The organism is Streptomyces niveus (assembly GCF_001723055.1).
GTDB classification, from domain to species: domain Bacteria; phylum Actinomycetota; class Actinomycetes; order Streptomycetales; family Streptomycetaceae; genus Streptomyces; species Streptomyces niveus.
Window position 1 is genome coordinate 37,405 of the sequence record NZ_MDCR01000015.1, and the last position, 16,690, is coordinate 54,094.

The following is a 16,690-nucleotide window of genomic DNA, read 5'->3' on the forward strand; positions in this document are numbered from 1 at the left end:
GCTTGGCCGCATGGAAGCTGATCCGAGAGACATCGCTGTCTGCGCCGATTGCGGCTGGCCGGTGGAGGCCCCGCTCCAGGAGGCGTCGCGCCACGCCGTCGCCGAGGGGACGGTCGTCTACACGCGGTGTGCCTGCGGGCGGGTACGGGTGTGGCTGGAAGCGCCCGGCGGGGGCGGGGCGAGGCTCGTCGTGGGCGCCAGCAGTGTCCTGTACTCACCAAAAGCGGAGTGCCACGCGGGTCCCTGAGACTGCCCCCGGCGGAGAGAAACAAGATCAGGACCCCCTTCCGCTTCCCCCGGCGGAAGGGGAGTCTTGTCCCTGTCCGGTACGCGACCGGTACCGGGCAGGACAAGCCGCCCGGGAGCCGCACCATGACCGACACCCCCACCGAGCACGGCCGGCACGTGGGCGGGCGCTCACAGCCGGGCCCGCGCCCCGGTGAGAGCAAGGTTGCGCGCCGGTCATCTCGGGGCACCCCGGCGAAACGCGGCGTCCCTACCGTCGGGAGTCACCGAACCGCACCGTCAGTGGAGGCGCGATGACTGGCCCGACGATCACCGATGCGGCACGTGGCGCCGGAAAGGGGCGATGGATCGAGCAGTGGGACCCCGAGGACCCCGGCTTCTGGGAGCGGACCGGCCGCCGCACCGCGCGGCGCAATCTGCTCTTCTCCGTGCTCAGCGAGCACATCGGGTTCTCCATCTGGACGCTCTGGTCGGTGATGGTGCTGTTCATGGGGCCCGAGTTCGGGATCGACCCGGCCGGGAAGTTCTTCCTCATCGGCATGGCGACCTTCGTCGGCGCCCTGGTCCGGATCCCGTACACCTTCGCCGTCGCCCGCTTCGGCGGCCGTAACTGGACCGTCGTCAGCGCCCTGCTGCTGCTCCTGCCGACCGGCGCCGCCTATCTGGTGATGGAGCCGGGGACCTCGTACACCACCTTCCTGGCCGTCGCCGCGCTCACCGGGCTCGGCGGCGGCAACTTCGCCTCGTCCATGACCAACATCAACTCCTTCTTCCCGCTGCGCGAGAAGGGCTGGGCGCTCGGGCTCAACGCGGGCGGCGGCAACATCGGCGTGCCGGTCGTGCAGCTCGTCGGGCTGCTGGTGATCGGGACCGCGGGAGCCGCGCACCCCCGGATCGTCCTCGCGGTGTATCTGCCGCTGATCGTCGCCGCCGCCCTGTGCGCCGCGCTGTTCATGGACAACCTGGCGCCGGTCAGGAACGACACGGGCGCCGCGAAGGAGGCCGTACGCGACCGGCACACCTGGATCATGGCCGTCCTCTACATCGGGACGTTCGGCTCCTTCATCGGCTACAGCTTCGCCTTCGGTCTGGTGCTCCAGACGCAGTTCGGGCGTACGCCCCTGGAGGCCGCGTCACTGACCTTCCTGGGCCCGCTGCTCGGCTCGCTGGTACGGCCGCTCGGCGGCAGGCTCGCCGACCGGCACGGCGGCGCCCGCATCACCCTGGCGAACTTCGCCGGGATGGCGGCGGCGACCGGCGTCGTGATCTTCGCCTCGGTGACCGAGTCGCTGCCCGTCTTCCTCGTCGGCTTCACCGCGCTGTTCCTGCTCAGCGGCATCGGCAACGGCTCCACGTACAAGATGATCCCCGGCATCTTCCAGACGAAGGCGCTGGCACGGGGGATGACGGGGGAGGAGGCGGCCCGGTACGGACGCCGGCTCTCCGGCGCGTCCATGGGGCTCATCGGGGCCGTCGGGGCGCTCGGCGGGCTCGGGGTCAACCTCGCCTTCCGGCAGTCCTTCCAGGGGGCGGCGGGGACCGGCACCGCCGCGTTCGTCGCCTTCCTCGGCTTCTACGCCGTGTGCTCCGCGCTCACCTGGGCGGTATACCTTCGGAAGCAGGCGGCCCGACCGGCGACGGAGGCGGAGACGGGAGCCGGGGCCGACGTACGGCGCAGGCTCGACTACGCCGAGGTGTGAGCCGGTACGAATGAGGCGAAGCCGGTGCGCGGACGTGTGAGCCGGTACGACGAGGCGGAGCCGGGCCCCCACACCGGGCCGGCTCCGCCTCGGAGCCGTACGGACGAGAGAGCGGGACGGGAAGACCATGTCCGATCAGCAGCAGCACGGCCCCCTCGCCGGATTCACGGTCGGGGTCACCGCCGCCCGGCGCGCCGACGAGCTGGGGGCGTTGCTCACCCGGCGCGGCGCCGCCGTCGTGCACGCCCCCGCCCTGCGTATCGTGCCGGTCTCCGACGACACCGAACTCCTCGCCGCCACCAAGGAATTGATCGGCAATCCGCCCCATGTGGTGATCGCGACGACCGCCATCGGCTTCCGCGGCTGGGTGGAGGCGGCCGACGGCTGGGGCCTCGGCCAGGACCTGCTCGACACGCTGCGCGGCACCGAACTGCTGGCGCGCGGGCCGAAGGTCAAGGGCGCGATCCGCGCCGCCGGGCTGACCGAGGAGTGGTCGCCGGACTCCGAGTCCATGGCCGAGGTGCTGGACCGGCTGCTGACCGAGGGCGTCGACGGGCGCCGGGTCGCGCTCCAGCTGCACGGGGAGCCGCTGCCCGGGTTCGTGGAGGCGCTGCGGGCCGGGGGCGCCGACGTCGTCGTCGTACCGGTCTACCGCTGGATGCCGCCCGAGGACATCGCGCCCGTCGACCGGCTCATCGACGCGACCCTCGCGCGCACTCTGGACGCCGTCACCTTCACCAGCGCGCCCGCCGTCGCCTCGCTGTTCTCCCGGGCCCGTGAACGCGGCCTGCTGGACGGGCTGGTGGAGGCACTGCACCACGACGTGCTCGCCGCCTGCGTGGGGCCCGTCACCGCCCTGCCGCTCCAGGAGCACGGCATCGACACCGTCCAGCCCGAACGCTTCAGGCTGGGCCCGCTCGTTCAGGTGCTCTGCCTCGAACTGCCGGGCCGTACACGGACGTTGACGGTCGCGGGCCGCCGGTTCGAGATCCGTGGCCACGCGGTGCTGCTGGACGGCGCCCTGAGACCCGTACCGCCCGCCGGTATGGCCCTGGTCGACGCGCTCGCCAAGCGGCCCGGCTGGGTGGTCTCGCGGGCCGACCTGCTGCGGGCGCTGCCGGGGGCGGGCACGGACGAGCACGCCGTCGAGACGGCCATGACCCGGCTCCGTACGGCACTGGGCGCCCCCGAGCTGATCCAGACCGTCGTCAAGCGCGGCTACCGGCTGGCGCTGGACCCGGCGGCCGGTACGAAGTACGGCGGCGGGTGACCCTGCGCGGACGTGTGACCAGCACCGGGTGACCGTCCGTCGATCGGGGTCACCGCTGCGGTACCGAACCGGAACCAAGACGTCTAGTTTAATCGGATGGTCAACGACTCCCTTCCGTTCCGGCCCGCGCGAGCGGAAGACGCCGGCCCGCTCGCCGAGGCGCATCTGCGCAACAGGGTCCACATGGGCCCCTGGTCGCCGCACCGCACGGCCGACTACTACACGCCCGAGGCGCAGGCCCAACTGCTGGCCGACCCCGCCCATCTGCGCTGGCACTTCGTCGACGGACGCGACATCGTGGGCCAGGCCACCCTCTCCACCATCGTCCTCGGGCCGTTCCGCAGCGCCAGCCTCGGCTGCTGGATAGACGCCGAGTACACCGGGCGCGGACTGGCCACCCGCGCCACCGAGGAGGTCTGCCGGGCCGCCCTGGAGGATCTGGGACTGCACCGGATCGAGGCGCGCACGATGCTGTCCAACACCGGCTCGCAGCGGGTCCTGCGCAAATGCGGGTTCGAACTGATCGGCACGGCGCCGGACTATCTGCACATCGACGGCGCGTGGCGCGATCACCATCTCTTCCAGCGGATCCTGCACGACGGGCCGCCGAACACCGCGCCGTAGAAGCACGGGCCCCGAGAAAGCGCGAACCCCGGAAACATAAGACGGCGTTCCGGGGGCCGGGGTTGTCTCCCGTACGGAGAATTCACCGGCCGAGGTTCAACTGAGAGGCCGCCGGAGGGGTTCCGGACACGTTCCGGGGCATGCACTCTGGGAAGAACGCGGCAGCACGGTGACCGAGGCGGTGACAGGCACATGACTACGGGCGTGGGCTCGTACGAGTGGCGATTCGACTCCGGGCGCGTCTGCCTGGATCTGGTCGCCACCGGGGAACCGGCCCCCAAGGGGTTCGACGACGAGCCACGGGGCGACGACGCCGGACTCCTCGGCCGCTGGCTCACCGGCTCCGGTCTGGTGCCCCGCGGCACCCCGCTCACCGGCGTCGACACCGGCTGGGTCCAGCGCTTCGCCGAACTGCGCGACTGCGTGGGCCAGTTGGTGCGCGCCGAGATCGACGGGCGGCAGGCGGCGGCCGCGCTGGAGCGCGTCAACGCCGTCGCCGCCGGTGCCCCGCCGGGCATCAGGGCCGTACGCGAACCGGGCGGCGGCCTCGTCCGGACGCTCAGCGACGAGCCCGAATGCGGCGCGCTGCTCGCGGTCGTGGCCAGGGACACCGTGGACCTGCTGACCGACCCCGTCGCGCGGGCGCGGCTGCGGCAGTGCGAGGGCGACAACTGCCGGCGGGTCTATCTGGACACCTCGCGCGGCCGGCGCAGGCGCTGGTGCTCCAGCGAGGTCTGCGGCAACAGGGAGCGGGTCGCGCGGCACCGGCGCCGGGCGGCGGTCGCCCGCGCCTGACGCCCGGCCTGCGGCCCCTTGTAAAAGATCTTGAAAGATTTCCGCCGCGCGGTTGAGTAGATCTCCGCACCGGTCCGTAAGTCCTGAGTGATGGGAACAAGCAGCCATCTCAAGGTCTCGACCGGGAGGTTCAGGTGCGCAAGGATGCGGCCGTGGCCGACGACCGACCTCACCGGGCCAGGCACCGGAGCGAGGCACCGCGCACCAACATCTCCGTCCCGGACGAGGAGTTGATGCGCGCCCTCTACCGGGAACACGCCGGGCCCCTGCTCGCCTACGTCCTGCGACTCGTCGCCGGCGACCGCCAGCGGGCCGAGGACGTCGTGCAGGAGACGCTCATCCGTGCCTGGAAGAACGCCGGTCAGCTCAATCGGGCGACCGGCTCTGTCCGACCCTGGCTGGTGACGGTCGCCCGACGTATCGTCATCGACGGTCACCGCAGCCGGCAGGCCCGGCCGCAGGAGGTCGACCCGTCGCCGCTGGAGGTCATGCCCGCGGAGGACGAGATCGACAAGGCGTTGTGGCTGATGACGCTCTCTGATGCCCTCGATGATTTGACCCCCGCCCACCGGGAAGTTCTGGTGGAGACGTACTTCAAGGGACGTACGGTCAACGAGGCAGCCGAGACGCTCGGCATACCCAGTGGGACCGTCAGGTCGCGTGTGTTCTACGCGCTTCGTTCGATGAAGCTCGCTCTGGAGGAGAGGGGGGTCTCGGCATGACGACGTACGAGCAGTCAGGGCAGGGCGACGGCACGACCGCGCACGACGCGGCGGCGGCGTACGTGCTGGGGATCCTTGACGAGGCCGACGCCACCGCCTTCGAGGCGCACCTCGCCGGCTGCCACATCTGCGCGCTCCACCTGGAGGAGTTCGCCGGGATGGAGCCGATGCTGGCCATGCTGGCGGACAATCCCGACCCCTTCGGGCAGTCGTCGCCCTATCGCCGCACCGACGACCCCTTCGCGCGGGCCGCACCGGCCGCCACCCTGCCGCCGCCGGCGCCCGCCGTCACCGTGCAGCCCAGCCCGCGCCTCCTCGACCGGCTCGTCGACGAGGTCGCGGTCAAGCGCGCCAAGCGCCGGCGCCGCTCGATGTATCTGGTCGCCGCCGCCGCCGCGCTGGTCGTGGGCGGTCCCGCCGTCGCGGTCGTCGCCACCTCCGGTGACGGTGGCACGAGCAACCAGGCCGCCGATCCGCACCCCACCAGTCCCGCCGAGGACGCCTTCATGGAGCACATGCCGGAGAAGGTCGAGGCGACGGACCCGGTCACCAAGGTCAGCGCGACCGTCGGCATGGAGAGCAAGGGCTGGGGGACCCACGCGGCCCTGGAGCTGAAGAACGTCAAGGGCCCGCTCAAATGCAGCCTCGTCGCCGTGTCCAAGACCGGCGAGGAGGAGATCGTCACCTCGTGGGCCGTGCCGAAGTGGGGTTACGGCCTCCCGGACAGCACCAACGAGATCGCGAAGAACCCGCTGTACGTGCACGGCGGCTCCGCCATGGACCGGAACGACATCGACCACTTCGAGGTCCGGACATTTGACGGCAAGCGTCTGGTGGAGGTCGAGGCCTGACATACCGGCCCCCTTCGCGTACGGTTGACGGCTGCCCAGTGCACGTCAGAAGGGGGCCTCGGTGGCCGCGCAGGATGCCGCTGTTGAATCCGCCGGATCGGTTGTCGATCCCGTACGGGACAAGGGAAACGACGCCATAAGCGACCCCGCCCACGGGACGTGGGAGGACCCGGCGCGCGGCGCGGGGGCCGACTCCGTCCGTGACCGTGAGATCGGTGTCGAGCAAGAACATCTCGACCAGGTCTACCGCCGTCTCGAAGAGAAGATCCACGAGGCGGAGTTCCTGATGAACGACGCCGCCAAGCGCGGCCAGGTCGGCACGCCCGGCGCGCTCGCCGAGCGCGACGCGCAGGTGTTCCGGGCCGGAATCCACCTCAACCGGCTCAACAACGAGTTCGAGGACTTCCTCTTCGGACGGGTCGACCTGCTGCCCGGCAAGGACGGCAAGAAGGGCCCCGACGGCGCGTACACCTCCGTCGAGCCGGCCGACGACGCCGTACGCGCCGACGACACCGCCGACATCGGCGAGACGCTGCACATCGGCCGGATCGGGGTCCTGGACTCCGACTACTCGCCGCTGGTCATCGACTGGCGCGCGCCCGCCGCCGCGCCGTTCTACCGCTCGACACCCGTCGACCCCGGCCGGGTCGTGCGGCGCCGGGTCATCCGCTCCAAGGGCCGCAAGGTCCTCGGCGTCGAGGACGACCTGATGCGCCCCGAGCTGACCGCCACCCTGAACGGCGCCGCGCTGCCCGTCATCGGCGACGGCGCGCTGATGGCGGCCCTCGGGCAGGCCCGCAGCCACACCATGCGCGACATCGTCTCCTCCATCCAGGCCGAGCAGGACCTGGTGATCCGGGCGCCCGCCGCGTCCGTCACCGAGGTGTCCGGCGGGCCCGGCACCGGCAAGACCGCCGTCGCCCTGCACCGTGCCGCGTACCTGCTCTACCAGGACAGACGGAGATACGCGGGCGGCATCCTCGTCGTCTCGCCGACGCCGCTGCTCGTCGCGTACACCGAAGGCGTGCTGCCGTCCCTGGGCGAGGAGGGACAGGTCGCGATCCGCGCCGTCGGTTCCCTCGTGGACGGCGCGGAGGCCACCGCGTACGACGAGCCCGCCGTGTCCCGCGTCAAGGGCTCGGCGCGGATGCTGAAGGTGCTGCGCAAGGCGGCACGCGGGGCGCTGGAGGGGGAACGGGCATCCGCCGGGGGGCGCGGCGGCCGGGGCGGCAGCCGTAACGCCGCCGGACAGGGCGCCGCACAGGCCGCCGCCGGTCAGCTCGCCTTCGGCGACGACGAGCCGCGCCCCGGTGCCGACAACGCCACCGGCGCCCCCGGGCGCGGTGCCACACCCACCCGGCTGCGGGTGGTCGCACTCGGCCGCAGGCTGGAGCTCGAATCCGACGAGCTGCACCGCATCAGACAGTCCGCCCTCGGCGGCACCGCGCCCGTCAACCTGCTGCGCCCGCGCGCCCGCAAACTGCTGCTCGACGCGCTGTGGGCGAAGTCCGGAGCCGCGGCACGGGCCGGGGAGTACGTCGCCAAGGGCGATGCCGAACTGGCCGCCGAACTGCGCGGCGGCTTCGACGACGACGTCACCACCGAGGACAGCTTCATCGAGTTCCTGGACGCCTGGTGGCCCGAACTCACCGCGCGCGGTGTGCTCGCCGCGATGGCCGACGAACGGCGCCTCGGCCGCTGGGCGCGCCGGATCCTCAACCCGAACGAGACCCGGAAGGTCGCCCGCTCGCTGCGCCGCGTCGGCCCCGACGGCACGGGACCGCTCTCCGTGCACGACGTCGCGATCCTCGACGAGCTGGAGCAGCTGCTCGGCTCACCGCCCCGGCAGCGCAAGCGCCGCGACCTGGACCCGCTGGACCAGCTGACCGGGCTGGAGGAGCTGATGCCGCAGCGCGAGGAGTCGCAGCGCGAGCGCGCGGAGCGGCTGGCGGCCGAACGCACCGAGTACGCCCACGTCATCGTGGACGAGGCGCAGGACCTCACCCCGATGCAGTGGCGCATGGTCGGCCGCCGCGGCCGGCACGCCACCTGGACGGTCGTCGGCGACGCCGCCCAGTCGTCCTGGTCGGACCCGGACGAGGCGGCGGAGGCCCGCGACGAGGCCCTCGGCAACCGCCCGCGCCGCCACTTCACCCTCACGGTCAACTACCGCAACCCGGCCGAGATCGCGGCGCTCGCCGCCAAGGTCCTCGCCCTCGCGATGCCGGGCATGGAGTCCCCGGCCGCCGTCCGCTCCACGGGCGTCGAGCCGCGCTTCAGCGCCGTACGGGACGGTGACCTGGCCCAGGTCGTACGGGAGGAGGCCGCGCGTCTGCTGGACCGCGTCGACGGCACCATCGGCGTGGTCGTCGCGATGGGCCGCCGGGAACAGGCCGCGCGCTGGCTGGCGGGGCTCGGCGACCGGGTGGTGGCGCTCGGCAGCCTGGAGGCGAAGGGGCTGGAGTACGACGCCACGGTGGTCGTCTCGCCGGCGGAGATCGCCGACGAGTCCCCGGCCGGACTGCGGGTGCTGTACGTGGCACTCACCCGTGCGACGCAACAGCTCACGGTCGTCTCGGCGGACCGCGACGACCCCGACGAGCGGGGAGTTCCCGACCTCCTCAGGGACTGACCGGGGGGCCGTCCCGGGACCCGTCGTCAAGTCGACGCGCGTACGGGAATCGCTTTCCTGGGTCGTTTGTTAGCCTGGTGTCGGCACCGGCTCGATCCAAGCCCCCGGGCCCAACCTTCGTCGCTTCGAGCGACCACTTGCCGCGAGGCGAGCATGGCGGGTCGGTGCCACCTTCAGCGTCAGGAGGCCCCGCCTCCCGGTCATCCGGGAGGCGGGGCCTTCTCTCTGCCGGACGAGTGATGTTCTCCTCGAAATGGGTTGATTCGGGTAGGGATGCCCGGGACAACCCGGTTCCGGCCTGTGCCGGCGCCGGTCGGACCACGTCGATCGGGTCAACATGGCTGTGGAAATCCCTCCCCTGATGAAGCCGTCCCGGCTCAGAAGCCGGGCAGGTCTGTGGGGCGAATGCATGGCGGAGTTCCTGGGGACCTTCGTCCTCATCTCCTTCGGGTGCGGCGTGGTGGCCGTGGCGGTCGCGGGACTGCCCGGCTCGGGCCGTACGGCGGGGCCGACCACCTTCTTCATCAGCTCCGGGGACTGGCTCCTGATCACCTGGGGCTGGGCGTTCGCCGTCGTCTTCGGTGTCTATGTGGCCGGCGGGGTCAGCGGGGCGCACATCAACCCGGCGGTGACCCTGGCGTTCGCGGTACGCCGCAAGTTCGCGTGGGCCAAGGTCCTGCCGTACTGGGGCGCGCAGCTGCTCGGCGCGTTCGTCGGGGCCGCGCTGGTCTTCGGCGTCTACCACGACGCGATCAGCGCCTTCGACCTCGCCATGAAGGGACCGAAGACCAACGGCCATACGCTGGCGTCCTTCTCGATCTTCGGAACGTTCCCCGCGCCGTACTTCCACGGCGGTTTCTGGGGCCCGCTGTTCGACCAGATCGTCGGTACGGCCTTCCTGGTGATGTTCATCGCCGCGGTCATCGACATGCGCAACACCGCCGTGAAGGCCAACCTCGGCCCGCTGATCGTCGGCTTCGCCGTCGCGGCCATCGGCATGTCGTACGGGTCGAACGCCGGATACGCCATCAACCCCGCCCGTGACCTGGGCCCGCGGCTGCTCACCTATGCGGCCGGCTGGCAGGACCTCGCGTTCCCGGGCAGCCTCGCCGGAGCCTTCAGCGACTACTGGTGGGTCCCCATCGTCGGACCGCTCGTCGGCGGCGTCATCGGCGTCCTGCTGTACGACCTGTTCATCGGTGACGTCCTGCACATGCGCGCCCTGCGGGGCGAGCGAGGGGACGTCGGCCGCACCAGCGAGGTCAAGACGGGCGACGAGGAGTAGGTCTTTTTCCGTTGAGTTCTTTTCGTTGACGGAACAATGTCTTCACACGAGCGGGTCCGCGTCACACACTGACGCGGACCCGCTCGTGTTTCCGTGGCTCTACCGGTACCTCACCCCCGTTACCGCCTACCAGCAGGTAGGTGCGAACATCGGACGGTCCCGCCGGACGCCAGGCGCGAGGTGGTGCGGCAAGTGAAGCCAGGGAAAGCAGAGGAACACGGTCATGGCAACGGCGCCAAGCGTCTCGTACTCGATGACGGTCAGGCTGGAGGTGCCCGCGAGCGGCACCGCGGTCTCCCAGCTGACCACAGCCGTGGAATCCTCCGGCGGCTCGGTGACCGGTCTGGACGTCACCGCGTCCGGCCACGAGAAGCTGCGGATCGACGTCACGATCGCCGCCAGCTCCACCAGCCACGCGGACGAGATCGTCGAGGAACTGCGGGGCATCGAGGGCGTCACCCTCGGCAAGGTCTCCGACCGTACGTTCCTGATGCACCTCGGCGGCAAGATCGAGATGCAGTCCAAGCACCCCATCCGCAACCGTGACGACCTCTCGATGGTCTACACGCCGGGTGTGGCACGCGTGTGCATGGCGATCGCGGAGAACCCCGAGGACGCCCGCCGGCTCACCATCAAGCGCAACTCCGTCGCGGTCGTCACCGACGGCTCCGCGGTGCTGGGCCTGGGCAACATCGGCCCGATGGCCGCGCTGCCCGTCATGGAGGGCAAGGCGGCCCTGTTCAAGCGCTTCGCCGGCATCGACGCCTGGCCGATCTGCCTGGACACCCAGGACACCGACGCGATCGTCGAGATCGTCAAGGCCATCGCGCCGGGCTTCGCCGGGATCAACCTGGAGGACATCTCCGCCCCCCGCTGCTTCGAGATCGAGGCACGGCTGCGCGAGGCCCTGGACATCCCCGTCTTCCACGACGACCAGCACGGCACGGCCATCGTGGTGCTCGCGGCGCTGACCAACGCGCTGCGTGTCGTCGGCAAGGCGATCGGTGACGTACGGGTCGTCATGTCGGGCGCGGGTGCGGCCGGTACAGCGATTCTGAAACTTCTTATCGCGGCCGGCGTCAAGCACACCGTCGTCGCCGACATCCACGGAGTGGTGCACGCCGGCCGCGCCGACCTCGTGTCCGCGGCGGCCGAATCGCCCCTGCGCTGGATCGCCGACAACACCAACCCGGAGGGCGTCACCGGCACCCTCAAGGAGGCCGTCGTCGACGCCGACGTCTTCATCGGCGTATCGGCCCCGAACGTGCTCGACGGCACGGACGTCGCGGCCATGGCGGACGGCGCGATCGTCTTCGCGCTGGCCAACCCCGACCCCGAGGTCGACCCGGCAATCGCCCGCGAGACAGCGGCAGTTGTGGCCACGGGACGCTCCGACTTCCCCAACCAGATCAACAACGTCCTGGTCTTCCCCGGCGTCTTCCGGGGCCTCCTCGACGCCCAGTCACGCACCGTCAACACGGACATGATGCTGGCCGCCGCGACGGCCCTCGCGGACGTCGTCACGGGGGACGAACTCAACCCGAACTACATCGTCCCCTCGGTCTTCAACGACAAGGTCGCGGGCGCCGTCGCGGGCGCCGTACGCACCGCCGCCAAGGCCGCCGGCGAGGCTGTGACAGGCACCACGTCCGTCTGACGCCCGGCGCGTCGCGATTCGCGGCACCGTGAACCCACCTCTAGGGTGGCGGACCATGAGCCCGCTGCTCCAAGGGGGTTTCAGGGCCCGGATTCGCTTTCCCGCCGCTGGTGGGGGCAGGATGCTTTCTCAAGGACTATGTCCGGGGGATACCCCACTGGGGCGCGAAGACCCGAAGGACGGACCCGCTCAACGGGACTGTCAGAGGGTCCTGGCAGCATCGGCTTCGATCTCACGCCTCACACGCAAGAAGAACACGGGAGTAACAACATGAACCGCAGTGAGCTGGTGGCCGCCCTGGCCGACCGCGCCGAGGTGACTCGCAAGGATGCCGACGCCGTGCTGGCCGCCCTCGCCGAGACCGTTGGCGAGATCGTCGCCAAGGGCGACGAGAAGGTCACCATCCCCGGCTTCCTGACCTTCGAGCGCACCCACCGTGCCGCTCGCACCGCTCGTAACCCGCAGACCGGCGACCCGATCCAGATCCCGGCCGGCTACAGCGTGAAGGTCTCCGCGGGCTCCAAGCTCAAGGAAGCCGCCAAGGGCAAGTAACCCTCAGGCAGAGCGGAAGGGCGGTCACCCCGATCGGGGTGACCGCCCTTCTGTCGTGGCCGGTGTGCGCGTCCGCCGCCGCGGACGGGGGGTCAGACCAGGGAGCGGCCGGGCAGTTCGACCTTCGCGCCCAGCTCGACCAGCTTCTCCATGAAGTTCTCGTAGCCCCGGTTGATCAGGTCGATGCCGTGCACCCGCGAGGTGCCCTGCGCCGCCAGAGCCGCGATCAGATACGAGAAACCGCCCCGCAGGTCGGGAATGACCAGATCGGCGCCCTGAAGCTTCGTGGGGCCCGACACGACCGCCGAGTGCAGGAAGTTGCGCTGCCCGAACCGGCAGTCGGAGCCGCCCAGGCACTCCCGGTACAACTGGATGTGCGCGCCCATCTGGTTGAGCGCCGAGGTGAAGCCCAGGCGCGACTCGTACACCGTCTCGTGGACGATGGAGAGCCCCGCGGCCTGCGTCAGGGCCACCACCAGCGGCTGCTGCCAGTCGGTCTGGAAACCGGGGTGTACGTCCGTCTCCAGGGCGATCGCGTTGAGCGGGCCGCCCGGGTGCCAGAAGCGGATGCCCTTGTCGTCGATCTCGAACGCCCCGCCGACCCGGCGGAAGGTGTTCAGGAACGTCATCATCGACCGCTGCTGGGCGCCGCGTACGTAGATGTTGCCCTCGGTCGCCAGCGCCGCCGACGCCCAGGACGCGGCCTCCAGACGGTCCGGCAGGGCACGGTGGTTGTAGCCGCCGAGCTTGTCGACACCGGTGATCCGGATCGTCCGGTCGGTGTCCATCGAGATGATCGCGCCCATCTTCTGGAGCACGCAGATCAGATCCTCGATCTCCGGCTCCACCGCGGCGTTCGACAACTCGGTGACGCCCTCGGCCAGAACGGCCGTCAGCAGCACCTGCTCCGTCGAGCCGACCGAGGGGTACGGCAGCCGGATCTTCGTGCCGCGCAGCCGCTGCGGGGCCTCCAGGTACTGCCCGTCCGCGCGCTTCTCGATCGTCGCGCCGAACTGGCGCAGCACCTCGAAGTGGAAGTCGATGGGCCGGCCGCCGATGTCACAGCCGCCCAGGCCCGGGATGAAGGCGTGGCCCAGCCGGTGCAACAGCGGTCCGCAGAACAGGATCGGGATGCGCGACGAGCCCGCGTGGGCGTCGATGTCGGCGACGTTGGCGCTCTCCACGTGCGACGGGTCGAGGATCAGCTCGCCCGGTTCCTCACCGGGGCGCACGGTCACACCGTGCAGCTGGAGCAGGCCTCTGACGACCCGTACGTCACGGATGTCTGGCACGTTGCGCAGTCTGCTGGGCCCGCTGCCGAGCAGGGCGGCGACCATGGCCTTCGGCACCAGGTTCTTCGCGCCGCGGACGCGGATCTCGCCCTCCAGCGGGGTTCCGCCGTGGACAAGCATTACATCGTCTGAGCCGGTCATGAATCTCGCGTTCCGGGAGTCGTCGGACAGGGGGCCAAAGCAAAAGGGTAAGGGGCAAGGGCCGCTCTCCCGTAAGGCATCGGGCGCCCTGGGGCCGTGGGAAAGGTGACAGAACACTTTCTGTTCGCCACCCCTTGCGTTGAGTCACCCTTCTCTTTGTGTCCACTTCGTTCCGTGTTACGGCGCGTCCTTGCGCTCCCCGTGCCGCCGTGCGCCTGAGCTGCGATCACGCACACTCTGCCGCGCGGCCCCCGCGGAAGGCGAATGTGCGGGATCATGTCTGCCATGACCGAGGTGTCCTCGCTCACAGGCCGGCTGCTCGTCGCGACGCCGGCCCTGGCGGATCCGAATTTCGACCGCGCGGTGGTGCTCCTGCTCGACCATGACGAGGAGGGGTCACTCGGCGTGGTCCTCAACAGGCCCACCCCGGTGGACGTCGGGGACATCCTGGAGTCCTGGGGCGGACTCGCGGGGGACCCCGGTGTCGTCTTCCAGGGCGGCCCCGTCTCCCTCGACTCGGCGCTCGGCCTCGCCGTCATACCCGGTGACGAGGGGCCGCTCGGCTGGCGCCGGGTGCACGGCGCGATCGGCCTGGTCGATCTGGAGACGCCGCCCGAACTGCTCGCCCGCGCGCTCGGCTCCCTGCGGATCTTCGCCGGATACGCGGGCTGGGGGCCCGGCCAGCTGGAGAACGAACTGACCGAGGGCGCCTGGTACGTGGTCGAGTCGGAGCCCGGGGACGTGTCGTCGCCGCGCCCCGAGAGGCTGTGGCGCGCGGTGCTGCGCCGCCAGCGCAGCGAACTGGCCATGGTGGCCACCTATCCGGACGACCCCTCGCTCAACTGACCGCCCGGCCCGGTGGCCGGGGGCCCGCGTCGGGGACGCGCCGGTCGGGATCCGCGATTCCCGGGGTGACCAGGCCCGTCTCGTACGCCACGATCACCAGCTGCGCCCGGTCCCGTGCCCCGAACTTGGTGAGCAGATGGCTCACATGCGTCTTCACCGTCGACAGGCCCACGAACAGCCGCCGGGCGATCTCGGTGTTCGTCAGACCGCGCGCGACCAGCTCCAGCACGTCGCGCTCGCGGTCGGTGACCCCGTCGAGCCCCGCGCTGTCCCGGCGGGCCGGGCCGGGGCGGCGGGCGAACTCGGCGATCAGGCGGCGCGTCACCGCCGGGGCGATCAGCGCCTCGCCGGCCGCCACGACACGGATCGCGGCGAGCAGTTCGGCGGGCGGGGCGTCCTTGAGGAGGAAGCCGCTGGCGCCCGCGCGCAGCGCGCCGTACACGTACTCGTCCAGGTCGAACATGGTCAGAATCAGGACACGTGGTCCGCCGTCCGACGCGGTCTGTGGGGGCGCGCAGATCAGACGGGTCGCCCCGATGCCGTCAAGGCCCGGCATCCGCACATCCATCAGCACCACGTCGGGCCGTGTCTCGGCGGTCAGCCGGACCGCCTCCGTCCCGTCGGCCGCCTCGCCGACGGCGACCAGTCCCGGCTCGGCGTCCACCAGGAGCCGCAGACTGCCGCGCAGCAGCGCCTGGTCGTCGGCGACCAGCACCCGGATCACCGGGGGCTCTCCACGCGCGCGCCGGTGGGCGCGGGGGCGTACGGCAGGGTCGCGCGGACCGCGAAGCCGCCGGTGTCCCGGGGCCCGGCGCGGAACGTGCCGCCGTACAGCGCGACGCGCTCGCGCATGCCCACCAGGCCGTGGCCCTCCCGCGGTTGACCCGCGCGCGGCGGGCCGTCGTCGACTATCTCGATGTCCACCACCCCGTCCACGGCGGTCACCCGCACCCGGCAGGGCACCTCGGGGCCCGCGTGCCGCAGCACGTTCGTGAGCGCCTCCTGGACGATCCGGTGGACGGCCAGCCCCGCGCCCTCCGGCAGTCCCTCCAGGCCCTCGGTGGTCAGCTCCGCGCCCGCGCGGCGCGCCAGTTCGGGCAGCGCGCGGGGGCCGGGCACGGGGCCGAGGGCCGCGGGCAGGCGCTCGCCGGTGGTGTCCGAGCGCAGCACACCGAGCATGTGCCGCATCTCGGTGAGCGCGCCCCGGCCGGTGGCCTCGATGATCCGCAGCGCGTCGTGCGCCTCCTCGGGCCTGGTCCGTACGACATGGTTGGCCACACTCGCCTTGACGACGATCAGACCCATCGAGTGCGTCACGACGTCGTGCAGCTCCCGGGCGATCCGCAGCCGCTCCTCCGTGACGGCGCGCTGGGCGATCTGCTGCCCGGTCCGCAGGACGAGGGCGCGCCGCTCCCGTACGACCCGGCCCAGCTCCCCGGCGGCCAGCAGCGCGGCGAAGCCGAGCAGCAGCTGGCCCGGGCCCGCCGACCACCAGTAGGCGTCCGCGCCGCCGGCCGGGGCGAGGAGTCCGGCCACGGTCAGGAAGAGGATCGCCAGGCCCGGCAGCCAGCGCTCCCACCAACGGCGGCCCTCGCGCGTCACGGTGACCGCGTAGAGCGCGAACGCCGCGGGCAGGAGCGGATCCCACAGGGCGTCGCACACCACGGCGACGGCGGAGACCCCGGTCACCCAGCAGAAGACGGGCAGCGGGGCGAGCCGGCGCAGCGCCGCCGGGAGGGTGGCGGCGGCCATCAACGACAGCTGGAGCCAGAACGGCACCGCCCGGTCGCCGGCGGCCGTCCCGCTCCCCGGGCCCGGCACGGTGGCGTCGGGGCTGCCGGTGGAGATGAGCAGCAGGGCGTACACGAGAACGGCGAGCGCGTCGCGCCCGAGCACGGCACGCCCGGCGGCGCCGGGCCCCGCGGCACCGCGCCCGAACACCGCGCGTGCACGGCTGTGGACGGTCATGCCCCGACCGTAGAGGCCGCCGGTGGGCCGCCGCCTCCCTCCCGAGAGGGAGACGAGCGCGTTCCGTCCCCGGCCCGACGCGCCGACGGCGGGGCGCGCGGGACCGTAC

15 protein-coding genes are annotated in these 16,690 nt (G+C 71.6%); 12 read left to right on the plus strand and 3 right to left on the minus strand.

Features of this window, described 5'->3' with window-relative positions; genetic code table 11:
• Positions 1-10 precede the first annotated feature (10 nt).
• The 11 genes from BHU15_RS39640 to BHU15_RS02250 all read left to right on the plus strand — a co-directional run bounded on the left by BHU15_RS39640 (position 11) and on the right by BHU15_RS02250 (position 12,334).
• Positions 11-247, plus strand: a complete 237-nt coding sequence (locus BHU15_RS39640) for a hypothetical protein (RefSeq protein ID WP_135070070.1) — start codon at positions 11-13, stop codon at positions 245-247.
• A 292-nt stretch (positions 248-539) separates the two neighbouring features.
• Positions 540-1,946, plus strand: coding sequence for an MFS transporter (locus BHU15_RS02205; protein ID WP_069625596.1), 1,407 nt, complete (start codon positions 540-542; stop codon positions 1,944-1,946).
• 127 nt (positions 1,947-2,073) lie between these two features.
• Positions 2,074-3,216: a uroporphyrinogen-III synthase gene (locus tag BHU15_RS02210; RefSeq protein ID WP_069625597.1), complete on the plus strand. Its 1,143-nt coding sequence runs from the start codon at positions 2,074-2,076 to the stop codon at positions 3,214-3,216.
• Between the two features lie 96 nt (positions 3,217-3,312).
• Positions 3,313-3,840, plus strand: coding sequence for a GNAT family N-acetyltransferase (locus BHU15_RS02215; RefSeq protein ID WP_069625598.1), 528 nt, complete (start codon positions 3,313-3,315; stop codon positions 3,838-3,840).
• 192 nt (positions 3,841-4,032) lie between these two features.
• The gene (locus tag BHU15_RS02220; RefSeq protein ID WP_069625599.1) at positions 4,033-4,635 is read left to right on the plus strand and encodes a CGNR zinc finger domain-containing protein; all 603 of its coding nucleotides are present in this window, start codon (positions 4,033-4,035) and stop codon (positions 4,633-4,635) included.
• Between the two features lie 134 nt (positions 4,636-4,769).
• Positions 4,770-5,357 carry a sigma-70 family RNA polymerase sigma factor gene (locus BHU15_RS02225; RefSeq protein ID WP_023541398.1) on the plus strand — a complete coding sequence of 196 codons (588 nt, stop codon included), beginning with the start codon at positions 4,770-4,772 and terminating at the stop codon, positions 5,355-5,357.
• Entirely contained in the window at positions 5,354-6,208 is an 855-nt protein-coding gene (locus tag BHU15_RS02230) for an anti-sigma factor family protein (protein WP_069625600.1), read from the plus strand. The genes BHU15_RS02225 and BHU15_RS02230 overlap by 4 nt, the downstream gene beginning before the upstream one ends.
• Before the next feature lie 61 nt (positions 6,209-6,269).
• The gene (locus tag BHU15_RS02235; RefSeq protein WP_079127823.1) at positions 6,270-8,840 is read left to right on the plus strand and encodes a HelD family protein; all 2,571 of its coding nucleotides are present in this window, start codon (positions 6,270-6,272) and stop codon (positions 8,838-8,840) included.
• Between the two features lie 337 nt (positions 8,841-9,177).
• A complete protein-coding gene (locus tag BHU15_RS02240) occupies positions 9,178-10,125 on the plus strand; it encodes an MIP/aquaporin family protein (RefSeq protein WP_069625601.1) in 948 nt (315 codons plus the stop codon).
• A 223-nt stretch (positions 10,126-10,348) separates the two neighbouring features.
• Positions 10,349-11,782, plus strand: coding sequence for an NAD-dependent malic enzyme (locus BHU15_RS02245; protein WP_031231437.1), 1,434 nt, complete (start codon positions 10,349-10,351; stop codon positions 11,780-11,782).
• A 270-nt stretch (positions 11,783-12,052) separates the two neighbouring features.
• On the plus strand, positions 12,053-12,334 hold the full coding sequence (locus BHU15_RS02250; RefSeq protein WP_003954777.1) for an HU family DNA-binding protein: 282 nt from the start codon (positions 12,053-12,055) through the stop codon (positions 12,332-12,334).
• Positions 12,335-12,426: 92 nt separating this feature from the next.
• Here BHU15_RS02250 and murA read toward each other — a convergent pair whose 3' ends face one another.
• The gene (murA, locus tag BHU15_RS02255) at positions 12,427-13,767 is read right to left on the minus strand and encodes a UDP-N-acetylglucosamine 1-carboxyvinyltransferase (protein WP_031231440.1); all 1,341 of its coding nucleotides are present in this window, start codon (positions 13,765-13,767) and stop codon (positions 12,427-12,429) included.
• Between the two features lie 285 nt (positions 13,768-14,052).
• Between murA and BHU15_RS02260 the strand changes: the two genes are divergently transcribed.
• Complete coding sequence (locus BHU15_RS02260) at positions 14,053-14,613, plus strand: YqgE/AlgH family protein (protein ID WP_023541405.1); 561 nt, start codon at positions 14,053-14,055, stop codon at positions 14,611-14,613.
• Here the strand turns inward: BHU15_RS02260 and BHU15_RS02265 are convergent.
• Together BHU15_RS02265 and BHU15_RS02270 are read right to left on the minus strand one after the other, a co-directional pair.
• Positions 14,606-15,337, minus strand: a complete 732-nt coding sequence (locus BHU15_RS02265) for a response regulator (RefSeq protein WP_079127824.1) — start codon at positions 15,335-15,337, stop codon at positions 14,606-14,608. The two genes, BHU15_RS02260 and BHU15_RS02265, sit on opposite strands and share 8 nt — an antisense overlap.
• Positions 15,334-16,581 (minus strand): sensor histidine kinase, encoded by a 1,248-nt coding sequence (locus tag BHU15_RS02270; protein WP_069625602.1) that lies wholly within the window; start codon positions 16,579-16,581, stop codon positions 15,334-15,336. Before BHU15_RS02270 ends, BHU15_RS02265 begins: the two co-directional genes overlap by 4 nt.
• Between the last annotated feature and the right edge of the window lie 109 nt (positions 16,582-16,690).